This window comes from Nocardia carnea NBRC 14403 (assembly GCF_000308515.1).
GTDB classification, from domain to species: domain Bacteria; phylum Actinomycetota; class Actinomycetes; order Mycobacteriales; family Mycobacteriaceae; genus Nocardia; species Nocardia carnea.
Genome location: NZ_BAFV01000039.1, coordinates 206,124 through 229,455, shown reverse-complemented (window position 1 = coordinate 229,455; position 23,332 = coordinate 206,124). Strand labels below are relative to the sequence as shown.

Annotated in this window: 27 protein-coding genes; 12 read left to right on the top strand and 15 right to left on the bottom strand. The window is 67.1% G+C overall.

Going from position 1 to position 23,332, the window contains the following annotated elements; translation table 11 throughout:
* Positions 1–85 precede the first annotated feature (85 nt).
* The 4 genes from ON22_RS13915 to ON22_RS13900 form a co-directional block, all read right to left on the bottom strand.
* Positions 86–577, bottom strand: coding sequence for a hypothetical protein (locus tag ON22_RS13915; RefSeq protein ID WP_033241782.1), 492 nt, complete (start codon positions 575–577; stop codon positions 86–88).
* A gap of 258 nt (positions 578–835) precedes the next feature.
* Positions 836–1,327: a hypothetical protein gene (locus ON22_RS13910; RefSeq protein WP_033241783.1), complete on the bottom strand. Its 492-nt coding sequence runs from the start codon at positions 1,325–1,327 to the stop codon at positions 836–838.
* Positions 1,328–1,547: 220 nt separating this feature from the next.
* The gene (locus ON22_RS13905) at positions 1,548–2,321 is read right to left on the bottom strand and encodes a nucleotidyltransferase domain-containing protein (protein ID WP_033241784.1); all 774 of its coding nucleotides are present in this window, start codon (positions 2,319–2,321) and stop codon (positions 1,548–1,550) included.
* 34 nt (positions 2,322–2,355) lie between these two features.
* Positions 2,356–3,108: a TetR/AcrR family transcriptional regulator gene (locus tag ON22_RS13900; RefSeq protein ID WP_033241785.1), complete on the bottom strand. Its 753-nt coding sequence runs from the start codon at positions 3,106–3,108 to the stop codon at positions 2,356–2,358.
* 54 nt (positions 3,109–3,162) lie between these two features.
* On the opposite strand from ON22_RS13900, the gene ON22_RS13895 reads away from it, so the two are divergent.
* A complete protein-coding gene (locus ON22_RS13895; RefSeq protein WP_033241786.1) occupies positions 3,163–4,620 on the top strand; it encodes an MFS transporter in 1,458 nt (485 codons plus the stop codon).
* Between the two features lie 211 nt (positions 4,621–4,831).
* Here the strand turns inward: ON22_RS13895 and ON22_RS34645 are convergent, their stop codons facing one another.
* Positions 4,832–5,662 carry an SDR family NAD(P)-dependent oxidoreductase gene (locus ON22_RS34645; protein ID WP_081595559.1) on the bottom strand — a complete coding sequence of 277 codons (831 nt, stop codon included), beginning with the start codon at positions 5,660–5,662 and terminating at the stop codon, positions 4,832–4,834.
* An 81-nt stretch (positions 5,663–5,743) separates the two neighbouring features.
* Between ON22_RS34645 and ON22_RS34640 the strand changes: the two genes are divergently transcribed.
* The 4 genes from ON22_RS34640 (at position 5,744) to ON22_RS13870 (ending at position 8,936) form a co-directional block, all read left to right on the top strand.
* A complete protein-coding gene (locus ON22_RS34640) occupies positions 5,744–6,298 on the top strand; it encodes a TetR/AcrR family transcriptional regulator (RefSeq protein WP_086007726.1) in 555 nt (184 codons plus the stop codon).
* A 357-nt stretch (positions 6,299–6,655) separates the two neighbouring features.
* Positions 6,656–7,603, top strand: coding sequence for an endonuclease/exonuclease/phosphatase family protein (locus ON22_RS13880; protein ID WP_063820589.1), 948 nt, complete (start codon positions 6,656–6,658; stop codon positions 7,601–7,603).
* A 50-nt stretch (positions 7,604–7,653) separates the two neighbouring features.
* Entirely contained in the window at positions 7,654–7,890 is a 237-nt protein-coding gene (locus ON22_RS13875) for a hypothetical protein (protein WP_051157600.1), read from the top strand.
* A 248-nt stretch (positions 7,891–8,138) separates the two neighbouring features.
* Complete coding sequence (locus ON22_RS13870) at positions 8,139–8,936, top strand: polysaccharide deacetylase family protein (protein WP_033242375.1); 798 nt, start codon at positions 8,139–8,141, stop codon at positions 8,934–8,936.
* A 6-nt stretch (positions 8,937–8,942) separates the two neighbouring features.
* Here the strand turns inward: ON22_RS13870 and ON22_RS13865 are convergent, their stop codons facing one another.
* Positions 8,943–10,181 (bottom strand): cytochrome P450 family protein, encoded by a 1,239-nt coding sequence (locus tag ON22_RS13865; protein WP_033241787.1) that lies wholly within the window; start codon positions 10,179–10,181, stop codon positions 8,943–8,945.
* Between the two features lie 234 nt (positions 10,182–10,415).
* On the opposite strand from ON22_RS13865, the gene ON22_RS13860 reads away from it, so the two are divergent.
* Positions 10,416–11,243, top strand: a complete 828-nt coding sequence (locus tag ON22_RS13860) for a mycofactocin-coupled SDR family oxidoreductase (protein ID WP_033241788.1) — start codon at positions 10,416–10,418, stop codon at positions 11,241–11,243.
* A gap of 46 nt (positions 11,244–11,289) precedes the next feature.
* On the opposite strand, the gene ON22_RS13855 is transcribed toward ON22_RS13860, so the two are convergent.
* Positions 11,290–11,553, bottom strand: a complete 264-nt coding sequence (locus ON22_RS13855; RefSeq protein WP_033241789.1) for a helix-turn-helix transcriptional regulator — start codon at positions 11,551–11,553, stop codon at positions 11,290–11,292.
* 75 nt (positions 11,554–11,628) lie between these two features.
* Between ON22_RS13855 and map the strand changes: the two genes are divergently transcribed.
* Positions 11,629–12,396 (top strand): type I methionyl aminopeptidase, encoded by a 768-nt coding sequence (gene map, locus ON22_RS13850; RefSeq protein ID WP_033242376.1) that lies wholly within the window; start codon positions 11,629–11,631, stop codon positions 12,394–12,396.
* Positions 12,397–12,499: 103 nt separating this feature from the next.
* On the opposite strand, the gene ON22_RS13845 is transcribed toward map, so the two are convergent.
* The 4 genes from ON22_RS13845 to ON22_RS13830 form a co-directional block, all read right to left on the bottom strand.
* Positions 12,500–13,876: a metallopeptidase TldD-related protein gene (locus tag ON22_RS13845; protein WP_033242377.1), complete on the bottom strand. Its 1,377-nt coding sequence runs from the start codon at positions 13,874–13,876 to the stop codon at positions 12,500–12,502.
* Positions 13,877–13,896: 20 nt separating this feature from the next.
* Complete coding sequence (locus ON22_RS13840) at positions 13,897–15,447, bottom strand: TldD/PmbA family protein (RefSeq protein WP_033241790.1); 1,551 nt, start codon at positions 15,445–15,447, stop codon at positions 13,897–13,899.
* 66 nt (positions 15,448–15,513) lie between these two features.
* On the bottom strand, positions 15,514–15,987 hold the full coding sequence (locus ON22_RS13835) for a redoxin domain-containing protein (RefSeq protein WP_033241791.1): 474 nt from the start codon (positions 15,985–15,987) through the stop codon (positions 15,514–15,516).
* Positions 15,988–16,004: 17 nt separating this feature from the next.
* Positions 16,005–16,544, bottom strand: coding sequence for an RNA polymerase sigma factor (locus tag ON22_RS13830; protein WP_033241792.1), 540 nt, complete (start codon positions 16,542–16,544; stop codon positions 16,005–16,007).
* A gap of 257 nt (positions 16,545–16,801) precedes the next feature.
* Between ON22_RS13830 and ON22_RS13825 the strand changes: the two genes are divergently transcribed.
* A complete protein-coding gene (locus ON22_RS13825) occupies positions 16,802–17,392 on the top strand; it encodes an SDR family NAD(P)-dependent oxidoreductase (protein WP_051157599.1) in 591 nt (196 codons plus the stop codon).
* A gap of 27 nt (positions 17,393–17,419) precedes the next feature.
* Here the strand turns inward: ON22_RS13825 and ON22_RS13820 are convergent, their stop codons facing one another.
* Positions 17,420–18,187 (bottom strand): TSUP family transporter, encoded by a 768-nt coding sequence (locus tag ON22_RS13820; protein WP_033241793.1) that lies wholly within the window; start codon positions 18,185–18,187, stop codon positions 17,420–17,422.
* A gap of 232 nt (positions 18,188–18,419) precedes the next feature.
* Between ON22_RS13820 and ON22_RS13815 the strand changes: the two genes are divergently transcribed.
* The 3 genes from ON22_RS13815 to ON22_RS13805 all read left to right on the top strand — a co-directional run bounded on the left by ON22_RS13815 (position 18,420) and on the right by ON22_RS13805 (position 20,938).
* A complete protein-coding gene (locus ON22_RS13815) occupies positions 18,420–19,589 on the top strand; it encodes a sensor histidine kinase (protein ID WP_033241794.1) in 1,170 nt (389 codons plus the stop codon).
* Between the two features lie 28 nt (positions 19,590–19,617).
* Positions 19,618–20,277 (top strand): response regulator, encoded by a 660-nt coding sequence (locus ON22_RS13810; protein ID WP_033242379.1) that lies wholly within the window; start codon positions 19,618–19,620, stop codon positions 20,275–20,277.
* A 139-nt stretch (positions 20,278–20,416) separates the two neighbouring features.
* Positions 20,417–20,938: an FxsA family protein gene (locus tag ON22_RS13805; protein ID WP_051157631.1), complete on the top strand. Its 522-nt coding sequence runs from the start codon at positions 20,417–20,419 to the stop codon at positions 20,936–20,938.
* A gap of 28 nt (positions 20,939–20,966) precedes the next feature.
* On the opposite strand, the gene ON22_RS37965 is transcribed toward ON22_RS13805, so the two are convergent.
* Positions 20,967–21,101 carry a hypothetical protein gene (locus ON22_RS37965; protein ID WP_255218533.1) on the bottom strand — a complete coding sequence of 45 codons (135 nt, stop codon included), beginning with the start codon at positions 21,099–21,101 and terminating at the stop codon, positions 20,967–20,969.
* Positions 21,102–21,144: 43 nt separating this feature from the next.
* Positions 21,145–21,717: a PadR family transcriptional regulator gene (locus tag ON22_RS13800; RefSeq protein WP_033241795.1), complete on the bottom strand. Its 573-nt coding sequence runs from the start codon at positions 21,715–21,717 to the stop codon at positions 21,145–21,147.
* A 100-nt stretch (positions 21,718–21,817) separates the two neighbouring features.
* On the opposite strand from ON22_RS13800, the gene ON22_RS13795 reads away from it, so the two are divergent.
* A complete protein-coding gene (locus tag ON22_RS13795; protein WP_033242381.1) occupies positions 21,818–22,567 on the top strand; it encodes a DUF8817 family protein in 750 nt (249 codons plus the stop codon).
* A gap of 335 nt (positions 22,568–22,902) precedes the next feature.
* On the opposite strand, the gene ON22_RS13790 is transcribed toward ON22_RS13795, so the two are convergent.
* Positions 22,903–23,301, bottom strand: coding sequence for a PPOX class F420-dependent oxidoreductase (locus tag ON22_RS13790; RefSeq protein WP_033242382.1), 399 nt, complete (start codon positions 23,299–23,301; stop codon positions 22,903–22,905).
* Positions 23,302–23,332: the final 31 nt, after the last annotated feature.

Genomic DNA, 23,332 nt, shown 5'->3' with positions numbered 1-23,332 from the left:
CTGGATCCGCGGCAGGACCGGACTCCACCTGACCGTCCGCGCACCGGACGCGTCCTCCTGGCGAGCGGGGAGTGAGGACCCGGACTTACGAAGCCCAGGTGCCCTGGATGTAGCCGTTACTCGTTGCGAAGACTACCGCGACGGGTTCCTGGCCGTGAGGTAGTTCGAACGCCACCAGTCCGCGCCGTACTTCGCCGGGATCCAGCAGCCCGAACTGCAATCCACCCGGGATATCGGCGAGCGCGCCGAGGTTCTCGCCGCCCGTGGTGGCCAGGTTCATGTCGTACGGGCCGATAGCCGCCATATCGCCCTGGGCTTCGACCTCGACCTCGTACACGACTACGCTCGCGTCGTTCATCCGGGGTGGCATGGTCTGATCGGTTGCTCGCACGGTGATCGTCATCGGGCCCATGCTCTGGACCTGGATGGGTGTGCCCAGTGGCACCGCTTCGGTGGGCTGCTCGGCACGGACATCTACCTGCGATGGTGGTGGTTCGGCGGGGTCGGGAGCGGCCACGGCCGGGGCTCCGGACAGGGCGGGAAGGGCGATTGCGAATGCGGCGATGAGCTTTCTCATGGTGCATCCTTCGGCGGTTTCGGTCGCTACCGGACACTGGTCGCTTGGTTTCCGGACCTACGGGCGAACCGGCCGGCTCACCGCGACGCCTGGAAACGCTGATACCGCAAGGCCATACGCTTACGCACAATCGCTCAAACGCGTGCAGGTCGGCCTACAGCGAGGGTATGCCCTGTCCGGCTGTGACCGAACCCGGTGACCGTGATCTTGCCGAAGGCGTAGTACTCGATCTTGACGATGCCGCGTCGTGACAGACCGTCAGAGAGTCCAGGCGCCCTGGACGAAATCGTCGTTGGTGGCGAAAACGATTTCCTTCGGCTGCTGCTCGCCGGTGAGCTCGAACGCGACCAGCCCGCTGCGCGGCTGCTCCGGTTCCACGAAACCACCGGGATACTCCCCGGGGACACCGGTGAGCGGATAGACCATATCGCCGTTCGTGGTGATCAGCCGCAGGTCCAGGGTCGGCAGAAAGTACGGTTTACCGGCGGTCTGTTCGGCGCTGACATCGAAGACGAGTACCGAACCATCCGCAGCGCGGGGCGCAACCTCGGCCTCGGAAGGATGGACCGTCACCGTCATATCGCCACCCGTACGAATCGGGAAGGCGGTGCCCAGCGGGCCGGTGGCTGCGGGTTCGGCGAGCACTGCGGCGGGTGGGCCGGGTTCCACCGGGGTGGGTTCGGAAACGGCCGGGCCCGCGAAAACGAGGGGCAGGACGACCGCAGCGGCGGTCACGACGATCTTCTTCATCCCAATCCTTCTCCGGGGTCTCGGTCCTCCGCGAGCCTAGGGGCGACACGCCGCTGTGCCCAACCCGGGAGACCATTGGTACCGAAGCTGTGATGTTCGATCTTGGAGAGACCGCACCGTTACCAGGGGCCGTCGCGGCGCTGTCGCGGGCGAGTCGCGAACTGCCCGAGCTGCGGCGCACCGTGTTCCGTACGGTCGGCAGTCGCTGCGCCTGCGGTAATCAGGGTCGAGGGCCCGGTTCCTGAACGTCGGCGTTTTCCAGTATCTGGCGGGCGGTATCGATCTGCTCCGCCAGCACCGCCGGAGCCGGGCTCAACCGAGGGATGATCGTGTCCATTTCACGCAGACCGGCGCGTTCCAGTAGGCGTTTCTCGTTGGTCACCCATTCGCCGCGGGCCGCAAGGATCGCATGTGCCGTCTGCATCGCCGCGGTCGCCAGCGCGCCGGCGGTTTCGGTGACCCGGCCGTGCGGCGCATACGCGGCGCGGGCATAGCGCAGGCCGAGATCTGCCTGTCGCCGCCAGATCGGCGGCGCCACCTTCCTCATCGCGTCCGGAAATGCGGGTTTCGGCAGCTCACCACGTAACACCCGGGAGACGGCGAGTTCGCCCACCACCAGATAGCTGGGAATGCCCGCCAGATGGAACGCCAGCGGCTCCCAGCGGAAGTGGCCCTGTTCGGCCTCGGCGAGTTCGTGTTCGATCACCGTGAGATCGCGGTAGTGCACATCGACGGCGCGGCCGTCGATCGTCAGCCAGGCGCCGCCGTTGAAGACCCCGCCCCAGGCTCCGATATCGGAGACCTCGCCTGGCCAGCCGACGGCTCGTAAACTGGCCGGGTCGAAATTGTCGCGGTAGTAGAGCGCGAAATCCCAGTCGCTGTCCGGTCCATGGGTGCCCTGGGCCCGGGAGCCGCCGAGCGAGACGGCGACGACCCCGGGAAGGTCTGCCAGGCGGTCGGCGACGTGGGCTACGAAATCGTCGTCGGGGCGCACGGGTTCCTTCCTGCGGTGACGGCCCGGAACGGTCTCACGCCGGTCCGGTGGTATCGGCTCCGCCGGACACCGTATCGACGTTCGGCTGTGCACGCAGCCGGTTTTCCAGCCCGTCCAGCACGCAGATGAGCCCGAAATCGAAGCCGACTGCCTGGCCGACCGTCGAATCCTCGGGCATCACGGTGTGGTAATCGGCGCGCATTTCCGGATAGTCCGCCGCCAGCTCGTCCATTGTTTCCAGCACATCGGCCCCCCGGACCGGGCCGGCGTGGGCCTTCTGCATGGCGATCATCGGAACAACCTGACCGAGAACGTAACTGTTCACGGTGCCGCCCGCGAGGTACACGTCCAACTCGCGGAAGCCGGCCTCGTGAAATATCCGGCGCAGTTGGTCCCCGAGCCGGAACGCGCGGGGCCCGAAGCTCGGGAGCCGGCCGATGAGGGCGGCTGCCCAGGGGTGGGCGAGCAGGACCGCCCGCAGGTTGTAGGCGTAGGTGGTGAGTGATTCGCGCAGATCGCCCGGCCGGTCCAGCCCGCCGCCGTCGTCGACCAGACCCCAGAACTCGTCGAGTGCGAGCTCGAGCAGTTCGTCTTTGTTCGCGACGTGCCAGTACAGGCTGGTGGCGCCCGCGCCGAGGCGCGCGCCGAGTTTGCGCATACTCAACGCCTCGAGGCCTTCCTCGTCCAGCAGGGCGACGGCGGCTCGCACGATCTGGTCCCTGGTCAGGCCCGAGGTCCGGGGTTGCCGGGATGGGCGGGTCCATACGGAGTCGAACTTCTTGGCCACGGGGAGATTCTAGCCTGGCTCGCACAACGTTCGATCTCGTCGTACAGTGTTCGAGTGGAATCGAACACTGTACGAGACCCGCGTCGATGGCTGATCCTCGCGGCACTCTGCCTATCCCTGCTGGTGCTCATGATCGACAGCACCGTGCTCAATATCGCGATCCCCTCACTGATCCGTGAGCTGGACGCGACCCCCGCCGATATCCAGTGGATCCTCGACTCCTACGTCCTGGTCTTCGCCGGCCTGCTGCTCACCGCCGGGAGCCTCTCGGACCGGTTCGGGCGCCGGCGGATGCTGATCCTCGGCCTGGTCGTGCTGGCGATGGGTTCACTGGCGGCGGTCGTGGTGGCCGAACCGTGGCAGCTGGTCGCCGCCCGCGCGGTGATGGGCCTCGGCGGGGCGCTGCTCATGCCCTCGACGCTGTCCATCCTCATGACCACCTTCGACGAGACCGAACGCCGGATGGCTCTGGCGGCATGGTCCAGTGTGTCGATCCTCGGCATCGTTGCCGGGCCCGTCCTGGGCGGTCTGCTGCTGGAGCATTTCTGGTGGGGATCGGTGTTCCTGCTGAATATTCCGGTGGCGGTCCTGGCCATCGTGGCCGCCCTCGTCCTCATGCCGGAAACCACCGGCGAGCAACGTCCCATCGACCTGGTGGGTGTGGTGCTGTCGGTGGTCGCTCTCGGATCCACGGTCTACCTGATCATCGAACGCGAGTGGAATGTCGCGGGCCTGGCGCTTGCCGCCGGGTCGGCGGTCGCGTTCGTACTGTGGGAGCGGCGGCAGGAACATCCGATGCTGCCGCTGGGCCTGTTCGCCAACCGGGATTTCACCGGCACCTGCGCCACGGTGCTGCTGATGGTATTCGGGATGGGGGCGGTGATGCTGATGCTCACCCAGTACCTGCAGTTCGTCCTCGGCTACGGGCCCATGAAGGCCGGCCTGGCACTACTGCCCTATGCGCTCGCCGGGGCGGTGTTCAACGGTATCGGCGCCACCCTGGGCAAGAACCTCCCGAACAAAACCCTCATCGTCGCCGGTCTGACCGTGATGGCGCTGGCGTTCACCGTTCTCGCGGTCGGCGACGGGTATCTGTGGGTGCTGGTCAGCATGCTGTTCATGGGTGTCGGTGGCGGCCTCGCCGGTCCGGCCGCCTATACCGCCATCATGAACACCATTCCGCTGCGGCACGCGGGCGTGGGCTCGGCCCTCAACGACACACTGCAACAGGTGGGTATGGCCCTCAGTATCGCGATCCTGGGCAGTGTGCTGGCCGGTGTGTTCACCGCACAGATGCCGGCCGACGCCCCGGCGGCGGCCCGGGAATCCATCGGCGCCGCTTTCGAACTCGGTTACAGCGATGTCGCGAAAGTGGCGTTCACCGAGGCGGTTTCGGTGGGTGCGTGGGTGAGCGCCGGTTTCAGTCTCGCGGCCGCGCTACTGGGGCTGATCCTGCTGCGCTCGCGTCCGGCGCCTGCCGATCATCGCGACCCGGTGGCGGTATCGGACTGAGCGCGGTCGGCAGCGGGGCTCGTCGCCACCCGGCCATGGGGCAACTGTTACCGGGCGCCGGCGCGTTCATACCGCAGCACGCCGCCGCCCGGTACGACATCGGCCGCGCACCGACGAACCCTCTCCGCGGCCACAAGCCTTTCTATAGAGCGGCAGGGGCAGCGAGGATTGCGAATCGCCGAGCGTTCCCTCCCGGCGCCGGCCGTGCCCGTTACCGGAAGTCGCGTTCGATCATCTGCGCGAGTCGTGCGATGTCCTCGCGGTCGTGCTCGCCTTCGACGAGCGCTGTGGGCTTGGCGCCGCGGTAGGCGGCCCGGCCCGGTGCAGGGTCATCGATCAGATCGATGATCGGGCGTACCGCGGCGTCCGGTCGTTTGCCCAGGACGGTGCCCAATACCGCTGCGGAGATCTTCATCCCCGGACCTACCTCACCGGCGAAACTTGTTCTGACCAGCCCGCTGGGCCCCCAGGTGACATAGGCGAGGTTCGGATCTTCCGCAGTGGCGAGCAGGCCCAGGAGTTCGTTGGCGCGTCGCTGCTGCGCGTTGGAGCGGGCGAAGGAGAACCCCCGGCTCATGCCCGGGTCGGTGAAGTCGATGGCATCGGCTCGGGCCCCGGGGACCGCCGTGTTCACCACGATCGGGTGTCCGGCCGCGCGGAGGCGTTCGGCAAGTCCCGTGACGAGCAGGTATTTCGATACGAAGAAGAGCACCCACGATGCTTCGTGCCTCTCGGATGTCAGATGCCGGCGCTGCCGGATGAACGACGCGGCGAGCACCAGCGCATCGATACGTTCGTACTCCCGCCGCAACTGCTCGACCACCCGGCGGCTGTCGGCGACCGTCGACAGGTCGGCCGCGACGAAATTCGCGTGCACCGCGCCGGAGTCCGGAACCGGCCGTGCCTCCACTGCGGCTAGCAGTGCTTCGAACTTGGCCCGGTCGCGGCCGATCACGACGACACGGTCGCCCGCGGTGAGGTAGTGCCGGGCGAGCGCGGCACCCATACCGTCCGTACCGCCGGTGATCACGATCGTTCGCATATCCTCAACCTTTCCGGAACATCAGTTCCGGATCAGAATACCTCGAGCGGAACGGATGTTCCGGTTCGCTATAGTGAGGCGGTGGCAGCAGATCGGAAACCGCGGCGCGATGGCGTCGCCAACCGTGAGCGAATCCTGGCCGCAGCACGCATTACCTTGCGGGACACCGGCATATCGGCGGATATGCGCGCCATCGCCGCCGCGGCCGGCGTCGGCGTCGGCACGCTCTATCGGCATTTCCCCACCCGGGAGAGCCTGGTGCAGGCCGTTACCGGGGCCGACCTCGACCAACTCGCCGGCGCGGGCCTTCCGGAGGGGATGTCCGCCCTGGCGGGCCTCCGGGTCCTCTTCACCGCCGCAACCACGCAGCTCCTCGAGAACCAGGCCATGATGGACCTACTGACCGCCGGGCCACCGTCGAACGCCGACCTGGAACGCTGCCTGGCACACCTCACCGAAATCGGGCGGGAGGCCGTCCATCGCGCGCGCACCGACCACACCCTCGCTCCCGATGTGACCGCCACCGATATCGCCTACCAGCTTCTCGGGCTCATCCGTATTGCCCAGTTGATCCCCGATGCGCGAACCCGCGCGCATCACATCGAAATCGTTCTCCGCGGACTGGCCGCTACCTGAGCTTTGTTCTTCACGGTCGCCTGCCACGGATCCGCATGCGCTGGCACGAGCATTCGCGCTGGCCGGATCCGCCCGCAGCATCGCCTCCGCGCCACCATGCCGGCCTGCAACGGGAGCGTCCTTTCGATTGTGCTCGGTGCAGCGGCGGGTGCCCAGCTCTGCCCAGTGGTGGTCAGCCGATACCCGCTGTCCTCCCAGGTGATTCCCCACCAACGCACCGAGAGCACGATTCGACGGCGGTTATGTCCCTGATCGGGGCTCCGGTCGGCGGGTACCTCGGCGATCGTTTCCCGGCTGCTGAGACGGATGCAAGTCCGCGGAAAGGTTTTCGCAACCGCAGCGGATAAGTTGACCGGTATGAGGCATGGGGTGTATCGCCGGGTTCTGCTCGGCGCGGGGTGGTGTGCGCTGTTCGCCGCGCTGGCCGGGATCGCGCTCTATCTGGGCGGGTGGCAGCGGCGCGAGCTCATCCTGCTCGCGTCCGGAGCGACCTACCTGATGCTCGGTGCGCTGGCGGCCCTGCTGTTGTTCCTGTTCGCCCGGGGCTGGCGTAGCGCCGTCGCCGCCGGAATCGTGCTGACCGGTGTGCTGTGGACCCAGGTCCCGCTGTATGTGCCGGACAGCAACGCCGCCACCGGCACCGAGTTGACGGTCTTGCAGACGAACCTGCTGTTCGGCGGAGCCGATACCGATGCGGTCGTCGCAGCCGTTCGGGAACAACAGGTCGATGTGCTCACGGTCGACGAACTCACCCCGGATTCGGTGTCGAGGCTGACGGTTTCCGGTATCGACGCATTCCTCCCGTACCACTACCTGGACCCCGGCCTCGGTGGCGGCGGAACCGGTATCTACAGCCGGTTCCCGCTGTCGGACACCGTCCGTCACCAGGAATTCGTCATGGCCAACCTGTCGGGCACGCTCACGCATCCCGCGATCGGCCCGGTCACGGTTTTCGCGTTCCATCCGCTGCCGCCGAATATCGACCACCGGGTATGGCTGAAGGAATTGGCCGCCGCCGCAACCATTCTGGAGGCGACCGAAGGACCGGCGGTCGTCGGCGCCGATTTCAACGCCACCAGCGATCACGCCGCCTTCCGCAAGCTCGTGAGCGGCCGTTTCGCGGCCGCGGCGGAACAGGCGGGCGCGGGCCGGATGCTCACCTATCCGAACGACCGATCCTGGGGTCCGGTGATCGGGATCGATCACATCCTTGTCGCGGGCGGAACCACCGACGACATAGAAACCCTCACCATTCCCGGCTCGGACCATCGGGCCGTGCTCGCCCGGCTCCGGTTGTCGGCTTGATCCTTTCGTCTGCACGCCGAAATTCCGATAACCCGCACAGGAGATAGACCATGTTTTCCGGCACCCGTCTGCGCACCGTCACCTGCACCGCAATCATCGCCCTCGCCGCCGGCCTCGGATCGGCCGCCTGCAGCAGCGACCGCTGGTGTGAATTCGACGCCACCGATACCAAGGTCGCCGATTCCTACTGTGAAAAAGGCACACCTGGTTACGAATGGGAGCCGGACAGCGACGGTAAGAGCAAGAGCAAGAAATCGAAGTCCACCACCTCGAAACGCAATAAGTAGGCGATCGCGGCCGAGCCCTCGAATCGGGGTCGAAATGCTGGGCCGAGTCGAGCGGCGGCCGCAGGGATCGAACACGCGCCAGGTATCGGCCCGGTCGGCGTAACGGTGCTGTCCGGGCTCGTCCGGATAGGCGGGGTGTCTGCGTGGCGTTCCTCGGTTCGCGTATCCCGCGCCGGTAGAGTGCCGAGCACGTAACAGCACGTCAGTAGGTCTTCTCGGTAGCGCGATGCGATGTGATCGGGGTGGCGATGGACAGGCGGTCGATGTTGTCGATGCTGGCTGCGGGGACGGCGGTGGCGCTGACCGGATGTAGTGCGGCGCAGGGCGATACCGCTGCCGCGGACGTCCCCGATGCGCCGGAGGCAGCGGGGCAGGTACCTGTTCGTCCGGCATTGCTGCCGCCCCCGCCCGGTGGTCCGAAGACGGCCATTCCGCCCGCCACCATTACGGCGCTGCCGGGGCCGGGGAGCTGTATGGCGCTCACCGTCGACGATGGTGCGAGCGAAGAAGTCGTCGGCGCGTATATCGAGTTCGCGAAGGATACCGGGGCGCGGTTCACCTTTTTCGTTACGGCCTATTACCCGGCGTGGACAGCGCATCGCGACGAACTGCGTCCGCTGGTGGAGTCCGGGCAGATCCAGTTGGCCAACCACACCTGGGATCACGCCGATCTGAGGGCCCTGTCCGAATCGGAGGTGGCCGACGAACTGTCCCGATGCAAATTGTTCCTGCGCAACACTTTCGGTGTGGACGGCAGCCCCTACTATCGGCCGCCGTTCGGCCGGCACAATGCGACCGTCGACCGGATCGCCGCCGACCTCGGCTATACGGTGCCGGTGATGTGGTACGGATCGCTGTCGGACTCCGGGCTCATCACCGAGCAGTATCTGGTCGAATGCGCGCGCAAGTACTTCAATCCGCAGACCATCGTGATCGGGCATGCCAATTTCGCGCCCGTCACCCGCTGCTACGGGCAATTGGTGGACATCATCCGAGAACGCAATCTGTCGCTGGTGACACTCGACGATGTGCTCACCGTCGCCTGAGGGAACTCAGGGAATGTGCAGCGGCGGTGAGGGCGGGAAAGTAACGGGCAAAGCGGCGAGAGTGCGGTGCAGCGGGCCGGGACGCCAGGTCAGTTCCTCGGCGGAAATCGCCAGTTCGAGTTCGGGCAGGGCATCGAGTAGCTGATCGATGGCCTCCTGCGCGACCACATACGCCGTGTGCTGGGCGGGGCAGGCGTGCGGGCCCGCGCCCCAGGCCAGATGGGCGCGGTTACCGGTGTGGTTGCCGGTCCGGATCTCCGGGTCGTTGTTGCAGCCGGCGAGGCTGATCACCACGGGCTGATGCGCGGGCAGCCAGGTGCCGCCGACCAGGACCGGCTGGCGGGGATAGGTGACGCTGGCGTTGGGGAGCGGCGGATCGTCGAACAGCACATCGTCGAGCGCGTCGCGGGTCGATACGGCGCCGCTGAGCATTTCGTCGGCGAAACGGTCGTCGTTCAGCATGAGGCTCACGGCGTTGATGATCAGGCTCTGCATCGGCCCCATGCCGACGCCGTAGAGCGCCAGCACCTGATGCACCATCTCCTCTTCGTCGAACCGGGCGGAGTCGTTCAGCAGCCGGGTGGTGATGTCGTCACCCGGAGTCCTGCGTTTGAACTCCACGAGGTCCGCAACCGCCTCGCCGAACATCCGGTTGCCTTCTTCGGCGTCCACACCGTCGAAGATCGCGGCGGTCGCGGCGGCGGCGCGCTCACTGATTTCCGGCGGGCAGCCCAGCATCGCGTTGATGACCTCGAAGGTGAGCGGGAAGGCATACTCACGTACCAGATCGGCCGATCCCGCCGAGCAGAATTTGTTGATCAGCGGGACCGCGAACTGCTCCACGGTGCGGCGCGCGGCGTGCAGGTCGACTCCGTCGAGGGCCGCGGTGGCCGCCCGGCGATACCGGGTGTGTGCGGTGCCCGCGCTGCGCGGGGCGTTCGGCCGCCACTGCAGGACCGGCAGTACCGGGCTGTCCTCGGCGACGGTTTTCTCCCAGCTGCGGGGGTCGGCGGGGAAGCGGTCGGGATCGTTGAGAATCCGCAATGCGCTGCGATACCCGATGACCAGCGTTGCGGGGACCCCGGGAGCCAGTTCCACCGGTACCAGGGAGCCGTAGTGTTCGCGCATTCGGCGGTATGCGCGGTGCGGGTGGGCGGCGAATTCGGCGGTGTACAGCGGGACGCGCTCTTCGACGCCTCGACCGGGTGCGTTCTGCGCACGCCCGGTATCCGGCGGGGTGGTCATGGCTTGCTCCAGGCAGGTCTGCGGACAACGGCATAGGAAACGAGTCGTCGGTCCTGGTGGGATCGGGCCGTACCGCGGCGCTGCGGGATATTCGAGATCATAGGACATGGCCGGGTATCGGTCCGGACCAACGTCTTCCCGCAGCCGATGGCACGGTCGACTTTTGGCAGTTGATGTCATATTCTCGCTGGTGCGCCGGGCGGCGGATCACCCACTGCGGATCGGGAGTAGTTCATGGGCATACTGGACGGCAAGGTCGCATTCATCACCGGCGCGGGACGCGGTCAAGGACGTAGTCACGCAGTGGGTTTCGCGCGTGAGGGTGCCGATATCATCGCGGTCGACACCACCGCGAAGGTCGACAGTGTGCCCTATCCGCTGGCCGGGGCCGACGATCTCGCGGAGACGGCTCGCCTGGTCGAAGCCGCCGGTCGCCGGATCATTGCCCGCGACGCCGATGTCCGTGACTACGCCGCCCTGGCTGCCGTGGTATCCGAAGGTGTGAACGCCTTCGGCCGGCTCGATATCGTGGTCGCCAACGCCGGAATCTCCAGTCCCGCCCCGACGCTCGAGATGAGCGAAGAGGTCTGGCAGGACATGATGGATATCAACCTCACCGGAGTGTGGAAGACATTGAAGGCCGCGGTCCCGCACGTGATCGAGGGCGGCCGCGGCGGTTCCGTCGTGATCACGAGTTCATTGGCCGCTGTTCACGCCAACGAAAATACCGCGCACTACTCGGCTTCCAAGGCCGGTCTGGTGATGCTGATGAAAGTCCTGGCCAAAGAGCTGGCCCCGCACAGTATTCGGGTGAACACGGTGCATCCGTCGACGGTGGCCACCCCCATGATTCTCAACGACGCGACCTACCGGCTGTTCCGGCCGGATCTGGAGAACCCCACCCGCGCCGATTTCGAAGAGGCGGCGCGCACTCTCAACCGGCTCCCGGTCGTGGCGGCGGAGCCGGAGGACATCACCGATACGGTGCTGCACCTGGTCTCCGACGCTGCCCGTTATGTCACCGGAACCACCCAGATGGTCGACGCAGGAGGGGCGCTGTAGGCGGCGTTCGACTCGGCCGACCTGTGCGGCCGGTCTCCGGAATCGGTCAGGCGGATTCGGCGAGTTTGTCTGCGGTCCAGATCTCGGCGAGCTCTTCGAGGGGGAGTTGTAGTGCCCGGCTCAGTGAGACCACGGTGCCGAAACTGGGGGAGGGCAACCGGCCGGTTTCGATTTTGCGCAGGGTTTCCGGGGAGATACCGGCCGCGCGGGCGACCTCGCCGAGGTCGCGATCGGCGCGGGCGGTCCGGATCCGGACGCCGAGGCGGCGGCCGGCTTCGATCTGGGCGGGGGTCAGGGGGAGGCGGACCATGGACCTCAGCTTAGAAGTGGTATTAAAGTACCGCAAGCGTTGGTATTGAAATACCGCTGAATGGTGGAGGTTGTCATGGTGGAACTGAAAACGCCCGAGGAGATCGGGCAGATGCGGGTGACCGGGGCGTTCGTGGCGCAGACCCTGGCCGAACTGCGCGAAAAGGCCGCGGTGGGGGTTAATTTGCTCGAGCTGGAACTGATTGTGCGGGAACGGATCCGGGAGCGTGGCGCCCAATCGTGCTACTGGGATTACGCGCCGTCGTTCGGGCGCGGCCCGTTTCGCAATACGGTCTGCCTGTCGGTCAACGACGCCGTTCTGCACGGACTACCGTTCGACTACGCACTGCGCGACGGCGATGTGCTGACCGCGGACCTGGCGGTGAGTATCGACGGCTGGGTCGCCGACGCCGCCACCACCGTTATCGTCGGTACACCCGACCCGGAGGACCAGCGCCTGGTGGGAGCCACCGAGGAGGCCCTCGCGGCCGCGATCGAAGCGGCGCAACCCGGTAAGCGGATGGGTGATATCTCGGCGGCGATCTCCGCCGTCGCCCGCGCCCATGGTTACCCGGTGAACACCGAATTCGGTGGTCACGGGCTCGGCCGCACCATGCACGAAGACCCGCACGTCGCCAACCACGGCCGGGCTGGCCGCGGATTCCCGCTGAAACCCGGGCTGACCATCGCGATCGAACCGTGGTTCGCGAAAACCACCGACCGGATCGTCACCGACCCCGACGGCTGGACCATCCGCTCGGCCGACGGGTCACGCACCGCGCATTCCGAGCACACCATCGCGATCACCCCGGACGGGCCCCAGGTGCTCACCACCGCCGATTGATCGGACGCGGCGACCGCAGGCCGACGGTCCGCTGCCCTCGGCCGGTCGTTCCGTTGCCTACGGAGCGCGCGTGATCGAGGTCGAGCGACTCGATCCGAGGAACTCAGGTGGCCTGGCTCACGGAGGACATATGGAAATCCGGGATCCGCAGCGGGGGCATGGCTGTCCGGGTGAACCAGTCCTTCCATTCGCGGGGCAGTGTCTGTTCGGTCGCGCCGGCTTCGGTGACCCGGCGCAGCAGGTCCAGCGGGCTCTCGTTGAATCGGAAATTGTTCACAGCCGCGGTCACCTCCCCGTTCTCCACCAGATACACCCCGTCGCGGGTGAGCCCGGTGAGCAGCAGGGTGGTCGGATCGACCTCGCGGATGTACCAGAGCGTGGTGAGCAGCAGTCCGCGTTCGGTGCGGGCGATCATCTCGTCGAGGCTCGCCGACGAACCGCCGGTGAGCAGCAGATTCTGTACCGGGACGGTGGGGGAGGTGGTGTAGTCGGCGGCGGTGGCGCGCGGATACACCAGATCGGCGATCGCGCCGTCGCGCAGCCAGTCGGCGCGCTGCGCGGCCATCCCGTTGTCGAAGACAGAGACCGTTTCCGACGACGCCTGCGTGGCCACGAACGGGAGGCATTCGAGGCCGGGCGCGGCGGGATCGGAGGTGAGGGTCAGCGGGATATCGGTGAGTTTCTCCCCGATTCGGGTACCACCCGGGGCGGCGAACGCCGTATGGCCCTCGTGTGCGCCGCGGCCCTGCATCGACCAGTACATATAGATCAGCAGATCGGCGACCGCCGACGGTGGCAGCAGGGTTTCGTAGCGCCCCGCCGGCAGCTCCACCCGCCGCGCCGACCAGTCGAGCCGCCGGGACAGTTCGCTGAGCAGGCCGGAAGTATCCACATCGCGGAAATCCGTGGTTCCGGCGCCCACCCAGGCGCTGGCCAGATCCGCGCCGTCGCCGCGTTTACCGTTGATCTCCACCGACCCGGTGGGCTGGGTGTAGCGGCGGCGGATACCGGTGGAGGTGCCGAGCCAGGTGGTGTGCACCTGGTGGTGCGCGAAACCGTAGAGCCGGTCGGCGCCGTCGAATCCGGTGGACAGGTCGGCGGCCAGGCCGGAGAACACGTCGATACCGGTGCCGGCGCCCGGCTGCTCCCAATCCGGGGCCGGATCCGGTGCGTCGAGTAGCGGCATGGCGTCGCGGGCAGGCTCGGCGGCCGCGGCGGCGTCTTCGCTGGCTCGCACCACGGCCTCGATATCGGCCGGATCCACGCTGGTGGAGGCCACACTGCCGACCCGCGCCGACCGGGGGCCGTCACGCAGTACCGAGATCACCGACCAGCGCCGCGCCACCGAGGTGCCGTTGGTGGTCATGGAATTACCGGCCCAGCGCAGCGACGCCTCGGCTTCGTCGGTGACGATCACCATCGCCTCGTCGGCCCGGGACAACCTCAGCGCCCGTTCGACCACCGCGTTCGCGGGCAGCACCCCCGTACCGGTCAGTGTCGTCATCGGCCCGCCTCCGTCCGCGTGTTGAGCACATTCACACCGCGCACCAGGACCGAGGGGCAGCCGTGACTGACGGCCGCCACCTGTCCCGGTTGCGCTTTACCGCAGTTGAACGCGCCACCCAGCTGCCAGGTCGACGGGCCGCCGACCGCTTCCATCGAACCCCAGAAATCCGTGGTGGTGGCCTGGTAGGCCACATCGCGGAGCTGGCCGTCCAGTTCGCCGTTGCGGATCCGGAAGAATCGCTGGCCGGTGAACTGGAAGTTGTAGCGCTGCATATCGATCGACCAGCTCTTATCGCCCACGATGTAGATACCGTCGGTGACTCGTGAGATCAGTTCCTGGGTGCTGGTGTCGCGCTCCGGATCCGGTTGCAGGGAAACGTTCGCCATCCGCTGGATCGGCACGTGATGTGGGGAATCGGCGTACGAACAGCCGTTGGACCGGTCCAGGCCGAGGCGGGGGGCGAATACGCGATCGAGCTGATAGCCCACCAGGACACCGTCGCGAACCAGGTCCCAGCGCTGGCCGGCCACCCCCTCGTCGTCGTAGCCGACGGACGCCAGACCGTGCCGCTGCACCCGGTCGGCGGTGACGTGCATGACCGGGGTTCCGTACTGCAACGTGCCGAGCAGATCGGGGGTCGCGAACGACGTGCCGGCATAGGCGGATTCATAGCCGATGGCGCGGTCGTACTCGGTGGCGTGCCCGATGGATTCGTGAATGGTCAGCCACAGGTTGGTGGGGTCGATCACCAGATCGGTCGGGCCCGGCGTCACCGTCGGGGCCTTCACCTTCTCGGCCAGCCATTCCGGGATCCGGCTCAGTTCCGTATTCCAGTCCCACACACCGTCCGCGCCGGTGACGTATTCCCAGCCCCGTCCGACCGGCGGCGCAAGCGTTCGCATGGTTTCGAACGCGCCGGACGCGGTATCGACCGTGATCGCCTCCAGTTCGGGTTCCAGGCGCACCCGCTGCTGGATGATCGACGAGCCCGCCGTATCGGCGTAGTAGGTCTGTTCCTTGACCTGCAACAGGGTCGCGGTGACGTGATCGACCCCGTCGGCGGCCGACAGACGCCCCGAATAATCCTGCAGTAGGGCTACTTTGTCGGCGGAGGGGATCGTGAAGGGGTCGATATCGTAGGCCGACACCCAGCGCGCGTTGTCGTAGCGGGGTTCGTCCGCCAAGGTGACCCGTTCCCGGTTCAGCGCCCGCAGACTCGTCGCGACGGCGACCGCGGACCGCGCGACCTCCGCCGCGGTATCCGCGGTCAAGACCGCATGCGAGGCGAAACCCCAGGTGCCGTCCACGATGACCCGTACCGCGAAACCCAGTTCCACGGTATCGGTCAACGCCTCTACCCGGCCGTCCCGCAAACGGATCGACTGCGTACACAGCCGGTGCACCCGCAGATCCGCATGCTCGGCACCGGCCGCGCGGGCCGCGGACAGCGCCGCATCGGCCAGGCTCCGCAGCGGTAGGCCCGCGAATTCGGGATCGATATCGTGCCCGGAAGAGTGCCCGCCGGGTTCGGTGGACGTCGCCATGTTCACCCGACCAACCTACCCACTGCGCAACATTTCCGGGCGACCCCTCGATTCACGCCACCGGTGTCATCCGATCGGCCGGCCGAGCACGGAATCGATAGCGGCGAGGAGCCCCTTCCTGTCGTAGCTGTTCAGGGGCAGGGTGGCGCCGTGGGCGTGCCGGACGATGCCGCCGAGGTCCACGAGGACGGTGCCGGACTGCTGGAGCGAACCGAAGACTTTACGAGTGAGTCCGAACGATTCGTGAGGGCTTGCCGCCGCGTCGGACAGGACGGGGAACGGGATACCGCGCTCGGTTTTCCATGCCAGGCCTGGACTGCGTCCCTCGGGCACCACGACCGCGACATGGATGTTGTCCTCGTCGAACCTGTCTTGCCGAGCGGCGAGATCGCGAACGTGCCGGTTGCACAGCGGGCACGATGTCGACCGCATGAAATACAGGAGAACATTGTGCACGCCGCGGTGCTGGGACAACCGCCACGCCTGCCCGGTGGTGTCTTCGAGTTCGAGGTCGGGTGCGGGGGATCCGGAGATGAGCATGGAAACTTCCCTTCGATTCACGGAGTAGGGCGGAGGTCGCGCCGGACCGCGGCGCGTGCACGGTGCAACTGCGATTTCATTGCCGCGGTGCTCAGGCCGAGGGCATCGGCTGTCGCGCGCCCCGGGTGGCCGAGCACATCGCGCATGATCAAGACCCTGCGCTGGAGGTCGGGCAAGGCGCTGATCGCCTGTGTGAGCTGGTCGGCGTCGAGGCGGCGCAGCGCCTCCTCTTCGGCGGAGGCGACGATCTCCGGGGCGGCATCAGCGATCTGCGGTCCGCGGTCGAGCACGTATCGGGCCCGGCGCAGGCATTCGTTGCGAACGATGCGGAACATCCACGACGCGAGAGCCGCTGTGGCATTCAGGGTGCCGATTTTCCGATACAGCGTGATCAACGCCTCCTGCGCGGCGTCCTCGGCTTCGGCGGACGACGCACACAGATGGTGTGCGAAGCGCCGTACATGCGGATGAGCCCCGTGCACGATCGCCGAGATCGCCTCCGGATCGCCGCGCTGGGCCGCTCGGACGAGCTGTTCACCGGCCCAGCCACGGTCCAAACCCCTCACCTCCTCGACGATCTGCCGGAGCGGCCGGTGAGTGTGGTGCGCGGAATATCGCGCTGCTTCGTTTCGGTCGGACTCTCATAAGCATAAGAGCGTGCTCGACCGCGAAAGGATTCGAACCGAATCGAAAACGACATCGGGATCGGCGGCGCCGGTGTCTGTCCATGGCCACTCCGGCAATACGACGCCCGGAGTGAGGATCGCAAGATCTGCCGACGGGTCAGCGGCCCCTGCGCGGTATCTCGATCGACGTGCTCGTCAACAACGCCGGCTTCGGCAGCGCGGGCCGGTACGAAGATATCGCCGCCGAAACAGATCACAGCCAGCTGATGGTCAACGTTGTTGCGCTGGAAGGACTCACCCACCGGCTGATTCCGGGAATGGTGGCGCGCGGACACGGCGAAGTGGTCAACATCGCATCCACCGCGGCCTTACAACCCGCCCCGTACTTCGCGACCTATGCCGCGGGCAAAGCCTTCGTGCTCAATTTCAGCCTGGCGTTGTGGAGCGAATACCGCGATCGCGGTATCAAGGTGCTCGCAGTCTGCCCCGGCCCCACCGAAACCGGATTCTTCGACGTGGTCGGCACCCGCGATGCCGCCGTCACCGGCTCGATGGGCACTGCAGCCGACGTCGTGCAGGCTTCGTTGCAGGCGCTGGCGCGTAACAAGGGCTATATCGTTCCCCGCCGGCAGAACTTCGCGGCCGCGCACCTGATGCCACGGCGGCCGCGCACCCTGGTGGCCCGAATCGCGAAGCGGGTGACAGGGGTGGTCGCCGATGCGGCAGGCTCGCATGCCCACCAGGAATTTCCGGACCGTCCGGTCCGCGCCGCCGAGTGACCGGGGGACCGGCCGGGAATGCGGGGCTCAGCCGAACTGCTGCCAGCCCAGCCGGATCACCATTCCCACAACGACCACCAGTAGCACCACCCGAACGAATTCCGCACCCCGGGCCAGCGCCATCCGCGATCCCACCACCGCCCCCGCGATATTGGCCACGGCCATGGCCGCGCCCAGCGCCCACAACACGTTGCCGGTGAACCCGAAGAAGAGCAGCGCACCGATATTCGAGCCGCAGTTGATCACCTTGGCCATCGCGGCAGCCCGCACGAACTCGGTGCCCAGCAGGGTCGCGAAGGTGATGATGAGGAAGGTTCCCGTGCCCGGGCCGAGTAGCCCGTCGTAGGCACCGATCAGCCCGGCGGCCAGTGCGATCACCAGTATCGTTTTCCGGCGAGACGGCGGATGGGTCGCCAGGGTGATACCGATCGACGGCCGGGCCGTGACGAAAATCGCCACCCCCACCAGCACCACCAGCACGATCGGGATGAACAGGTCGCGATCGATCAGGGAGACGGCCGCCGCGCCCGCCGCGGCGGTGAGCGCCGCCAGTATTGCGGCCGGAACCAGTAACCGCCACTGCAGCGGAACCCTGCGGGCGAAGGTGATCGCGGCGGTCGCGGTACCCGCCACCGCGGCGAGCTTATTGGTCCCCAGCGCGGTCTGCGGCGCGATACCGGGCGCCACCAGCAGCAGAGTCGGCAGCACGATCAGCCCGCCACCACCCACCACCGCATCGACCCAGCCGGCCGCCGTCGCCGCGGACAGCAGCACCACCCAGTCGGTCACATCCATCATGCGAAAGGACTATTGGCAGCAAAAAGATAATGACCAGCGGAGATGATGAATGCACGACAAGCGAGGATATACAGCCGGGTCAGTCGGGACGCGGGCGGACCAGGCTCGGGCCCGCGGCGGTTCCCGGGCCGCAAGATCGCCAGGCACGATCGCGCAACGCTCGTGGCCTGTCGGCAGATGACGGACGTAGCTGCGGCAACCGGCCCGCTTCCGGCTCTAGTCTGGGGGCGTGCGCCGATTCAGTTTGTGGCTTCGAGACAAACCCGTCGTCGCCGATTCCACGCTCGCACTGCTACTGCTGATCCTCGATCTCGTGATCGCCCGCGACAGCACGAACCCGGCCGCATTCCTGGTGTTCTCGATGCTGCTCCCACTGCCGATCGCTTTGCGGCGGGTCTACCCGCGGGCGATGGCGGTGACGTTCATGGTGTTGTCGTTCTGCACCAGCACCATCGGCTTCATCGTCGGCGACCCCACCGTGCACGCCGCGCTGCTCGGGCACGGAATCATGCTGTACACGCTGGTCGCGTATGTCGGGCGACGTGAAGGTTTCTGGTACGCGCTGGCGCTGGTCGCCGATACCGCCTACGGGATGGCGGTGGTGACCGGGTTCAAACTCAGCGATCTGGCGTTCGTCGGGATCTACTTCGCCTTCTGCTGGGTGCTGGCCGAGTTCGCCGGCGCCCGGCGCGCCTATGACGCCGAGGTGGCGGCCCGCCACGCCGTGGCCGAATCCGAGCGGGAGCGGCGCGCCCACGATGCGGTCTCGGCCGAGCGCACCCGGATCGCCCGCGAGCTGCACGATGTGGTCGCGCACGCGGTGAGCGTGATGATCGTCCAGGCCGACGGCGCCCGCTATGCGCTGCGCACCGCCCCGGACACCACCGAGCAGGCTCTGGTCACGATTGCCGGTACCGGGCGCGAGGCGCTGCGTGAGCTGCGCCGCACCGTCGCGTTGCTGCGTACCGAACACGCACCCGACCAGGTGCCGCAGCACGGCACGGCGGGCCTGGCCAAAGTGGCGCAGCTCATGCGCGACGCAGGGCTGGCCGTCGAGCTGGAACTCTCCGGCGAACTGGACGATCTCGCGCCCGAGGTCGGACTGGGCGTGCACCGCATCGTGCAAGAAGCGCTGACCAACACACTCCGGCACGCCGGAGCCCATCCGAAGGCGTGGGTCCGGGTGCACCGGCACACCGGCGACGTCGAAATCGAGGTCACCGATTCCGGTGGAGTGCCGGTGCACCCGGAAGCCCGGATCCGGGGCAGCGGCCTGGGATTGGCCGGTATGCGGGAACGGATGGCGGTGCTCGGCGGCAGCCTGGAAGCCGGCCGGACTGCGGAGGGTGCCTGGCGGGTGTGGGCCCGGATCCCGCTGGCCGCACCGGATACGGAATAACGGGCTGCCCCCAACTACATTGGTGTCCGTGCCGATCACCGTGCTCGTCGTCGACGACCAGGAACTGATGCGTGTCGGCCTGAAGATGGTGCTCGGCGCCCACCCCGATCTGGAAGTTGTCGGCGAGGCCGAGAACGGCGCCACCGCCATCAGCCAGGCCGCCGAACTGAAACCCGATATCGTGCTGATGGACGTCCGGATGCCGGTGGTCGACGGTGTTGCCGCCACCGGCCGGATCCTGGAGGCCGGGCACGGCACCCGGGTACTGGTGATGACGACCTTCGACCTCGACGAACACGCCTTGGGTGCGCTGCGCGCCGGGGCCAGCGGGTTCCTGCTCAAGGACACTCCGCCCGAGGATCTGATCTCCGCCATCCGCAGCGTCGCGGCCGGTGACGCGGTGGTTTCGCCGAAGGTCACCAAACGCCTGCTCGACCGCCTGATCGCCGAGCAGCCCGCGCCGTCCCGCGATCCTTCGGTGCTGGATGTCCTCACCGCGCGGGAACGGGAAGTGCTGGAAGAAATCGCCGCGGGCCGGTCGAACGCCGAGATCGCGGGCCGGTTGTTCCTGTCCGAGGCGACGGTCAAAACCCATGTCGGCCGGGTACTGACCAAACTCGACCTGCGTGACCGCGTCCAGGCGGTCGTGCTGGCCTACGAAACCGGGCTGGTCCGGCCCGGCGGTTGACCGGTCCGGGAGCAAAACGGACATCTCGTGCGTTGTACGAGTAGTCCGACCGAAAGGTTCGTCCATGCAGTATCCATCCGGCAGGCGCGAGGGCCCTGCGTGGTCACGCTCCGCTACCGCCTCCGGGCCTGACTCGCGCCTGCCTGTCCTCGGCTTCATCGTGTATCTCGTCGTCGAGATCGCTGTTTTCGCCGCCGTCGTCTCCTGGCTCGGTGCGGTCCCGGCGATCCTGCTGCTCATCGCCAGCTCCGCCGCCGGCATGCTGTTGCTCGGCTCCCAGTGGCGCCGCGTGGGTGAACAGTTCCGTCGCGCCTCCCGTGCGGAGATCACCCCGGGTGCCGCGGTCGCCGACGGTGCGTTGGTGGCATTGGGCAGTGTCCTCATGTTCGTCCCCGGCCTGGTCAGCTCGGTGGTGGGTTTGCTCATGCTGCTCCCGCCCACCCGCGCGCTGTTCCGTCCGCTACTCGCCGCCCTGGCCGCCCGCCGGGTCGCCGAGCTCGCCTCGACCATGCCGCGGCAGTCGGTGACGGTCGTCGACGCCGATATCGTCGACGGCGTCGTAGTGGACGAGTGGTACACGGACGAGCCCCCGCGCCCGGCGATCGCACTGGACAAGCGCGTGATCTCCGCCGACGGTTTCGAAACCGGCCCGCGTAGCTGATCTGCCATCGGGCGGCGCGCCGGCCTCGTCAGCGCGTTACTTCGATCTCGTGGGGTCGCGGCCGGCGGTTCGGCGGTGCTTCGGTGATCCAGGCGTATTCCAGTCCGGAAAGACGGCCCGCCGGCTCGGAAATCGTCTCGTAGGTGCCGGGGTTCAAAACCATTCCTCCTGCGCTGCCGGAGCTGCGCCCGGACCGGTCTGCGCGCTCAAGGGCCGGTGTGCGGGGGTTTCTCGTCGGACAGCACATACTCTCCGCGTTCCAGCCGGTCGAGGACACCCGAGGTCCAGCCCGCGAGATTGTCGAAGACGCCGCTCCACAGTTCCAAGAGGTCGGGGAAATGCGGGGGTTCGTGGCGGCCGGGGTAGTCGGCGATCATGGCGAGTAAGTCCCTGCGAACGGCTTCGCTGCGGGTGCGTTGTTCCTCGAGTTTGGCGATCACGCGGTCGCGGGGGAGTGCGTCCATGAAAGCGATACCGGCGCCGAGTTCTTCCATATCGACGCTGGTGAGCGCGGTGTCGAGGCGTTCGAAGAATTCGGTTTCGCCCTCGGAGGTCAGCTCGAACAGGGTTCGTCCCGGGCCGCGGCTGCCACCTTCGGTGCCCAGGGTGCGCAGTTTGCCTTCTTGGGTGAGCTGTTTGATGGCGTGATAGATGGAGCCGGGCTGCACATTGGTCCAGGTGTCCGCGCGCCAGGACAGGAGTTCGCGGCGGACCGCGTAACCGTGGGTCGGCTGTTGCCGTCGTGTCACTCCGAGGACCAGTAGCCGTACCGCCGACATCGGACTCCTTTCGTCACCGGAACAGTACGGTAGTCAAGTTTGACGACTAGGGGCGTCGCAGCTAGTTTTGGGTAGTCAAAATTGAGTATTGGAGGTTCTCATGGGCGATACCGCGGTCCCCGTACTGTCCACCCACGATCTGGCACGCACCCTGGAGTTCTGGCGCGCGCTCGGGTACACGGTCACGTACGAACAGCACAAGCCCTACGTCTATGGAGCGTTACGCGCGTACGACTGCGATATCCACTACTACGCACCGCCGGCGAGTGGGCACGAACGGCAGGCCCAGGAAACTGCCGCATGCCTGATCATGGTCGACGATGTGGCGGGCCGGCACCGCGATTTCACCGCGGCGTTAAGGACGCGGTACGGCAAGGTGCCGGCCAAGGGGGTCGGGCGTATCACCCGGTTCCGGCCGGGGCAGAGCCGATTCAGTGCGATCGACCCGGACGGCAACTGGGTCACCTACATCCAGACGGGCGAACCGGACGATGTCGAATACGGCGGCGCGGCAGAGCTTTCCGGGCTGGCGAAAGTTCTCGACAACGCCCGTATCCTGCGGGATTTCAAGGACGACGACAAAGCCGCGGAACGGGCACTCGAGGCCGGACTGCGCCGCCACGGCGCCGACGCGAGCCGCACGGATCGCGCCCGGGCGTATGCGGCGCTCGCCGAACTGGCTGTAGCGCTGGAGAATTCGGCAAAGGCCGACGCACGACGCGCCGACCTGGCGGCACTGTCGCTGACCGAATCCGAACGAGCGGAACTCGCCACCGAACTCGCCGCCGCCGACGATCTCGCCGCTTGGCTGGGCCCGGTGGGCGGTGAACACCTGCCGCCTTCGGAGTAGTCCAGGTGGTTGCTCCGTTCAGGCAGACGCCGAGCCGCACTGCGGTGAACCGAGTACGCCGGTGAATGTCGGAATGTCGCGAGCCCGAAAGAGAGGACGGCGACCCGCCGATTCCTCCTACACTCCTGTCGCTTCGAAGTCGTCGAGACTTCGCGGCGCCGGGCCGAGTCCATCCACGACAACCGGCTCGGGCATTCACAGCCGGACGAATCGGTCGGCGGGTCTACCGAAGTGGTGCGACTGTAAGACCGGCCCGACCGGGGCCCGGACCCGGCGGCCGCTTCAGTGACGAAAGGCGGCATGACCGGGCCGGTGATCAGTCGAGCCTCGGTCGGCTACTCGGTGGATGAATCAGCCCGCACGGTCAGCTCTATGCCCACTGTGCCCGTCTTGCCGCGGCGCAGCGTGCTGCCGAGCACGACCAGCGGACCGGAGAACCGGTACTTGCGGCGGATCAACTTGCGTACATGCTCGCTGCCGGACGCGTCGAGGATGCGGCCGGTGCCGTGAAGTACCTCGCCGTGCGGTTTCCCCTTGTAATCACAGGGCTGCAGCGTGACCTCGGCGTTGCGGCGCAGTCGTTTGACCTTCCACGAATCGGTGACGGTCCAGACGTAGAGCTTGCCTTCCTCGGCGACTGCCCACAGCGGGGTCGGTACCGGAGTGCCGTCCTTGCGGAAGGTGGTGAGCAGAACATAGTCGGCGGTGCCGACCGCACCGAGCGTGTTGGTCATGTACGCAGGGTAATTGGCCGGTCGGCGCAGC

Excerpts from the sequence above, each read along its gene's own strand:
- ON22_RS13915 (WP_033241782.1), bottom strand. The coding sequence starts at position 577 with ATGAGAAAGCTCATCGCCGCATTCGCAATCGCCCTTCCCGCCCTGTCC.
- ON22_RS13910 (WP_033241783.1), bottom strand. The coding sequence starts at position 1,327 with ATGAAGAAGATCGTCGTGACCGCCGCTGCGGTCGTCCTGCCCCTCGTT.
- ON22_RS34645 (WP_081595559.1), bottom strand. The coding sequence starts at position 5,662 with ATGCGAACGATCGTGATCACCGGCGGTACGGACGGTATGGGTGCCGCG.
- ON22_RS13880 (WP_063820589.1), top strand. The coding sequence starts at position 6,656 with ATGAGGCATGGGGTGTATCGCCGGGTTCTGCTCGGCGCGGGGTGGTGT.
- ON22_RS13875 (WP_051157600.1), top strand. The coding sequence starts at position 7,654 with ATGTTTTCCGGCACCCGTCTGCGCACCGTCACCTGCACCGCAATCATC.
- ON22_RS13870 (WP_033242375.1), top strand. The coding sequence starts at position 8,139 with ATGGACAGGCGGTCGATGTTGTCGATGCTGGCTGCGGGGACGGCGGTG.
- ON22_RS13865 (WP_033241787.1), bottom strand. The coding sequence starts at position 10,181 with ATGACCACCCCGCCGGATACCGGGCGTGCGCAGAACGCACCCGGTCGA.
- ON22_RS13860 (WP_033241788.1), top strand. The coding sequence starts at position 10,416 with ATGGGCATACTGGACGGCAAGGTCGCATTCATCACCGGCGCGGGACGC.
- ON22_RS13855 (WP_033241789.1), bottom strand. The coding sequence starts at position 11,553 with ATGGTCCGCCTCCCCCTGACCCCCGCCCAGATCGAAGCCGGCCGCCGC.
- map (WP_033242376.1), top strand. The coding sequence starts at position 11,629 with ATGGTGGAACTGAAAACGCCCGAGGAGATCGGGCAGATGCGGGTGACC.
- ON22_RS13840 (WP_033241790.1), bottom strand. The coding sequence starts at position 15,447 with ATGGCGACGTCCACCGAACCCGGCGGGCACTCTTCCGGGCACGATATC.
- ON22_RS13835 (WP_033241791.1), bottom strand. The coding sequence starts at position 15,987 with ATGCTCATCTCCGGATCCCCCGCACCCGACCTCGAACTCGAAGACACC.
- ON22_RS13820 (WP_033241793.1), bottom strand. The coding sequence starts at position 18,187 with ATGGATGTGACCGACTGGGTGGTGCTGCTGTCCGCGGCGACGGCGGCC.
- ON22_RS37965 (WP_255218533.1), bottom strand. The coding sequence starts at position 21,101 with ATGGTTTTGAACCCCGGCACCTACGAGACGATTTCCGAGCCGGCGGGC.
- ON22_RS13800 (WP_033241795.1), bottom strand. The coding sequence starts at position 21,717 with ATGTCGGCGGTACGGCTACTGGTCCTCGGAGTGACACGACGGCAACAG.
- ON22_RS13795 (WP_033242381.1), top strand. The coding sequence starts at position 21,818 with ATGGGCGATACCGCGGTCCCCGTACTGTCCACCCACGATCTGGCACGC.
- ON22_RS13790 (WP_033242382.1), bottom strand. The coding sequence starts at position 23,301 with ATGACCAACACGCTCGGTGCGGTCGGCACCGCCGACTATGTTCTGCTC.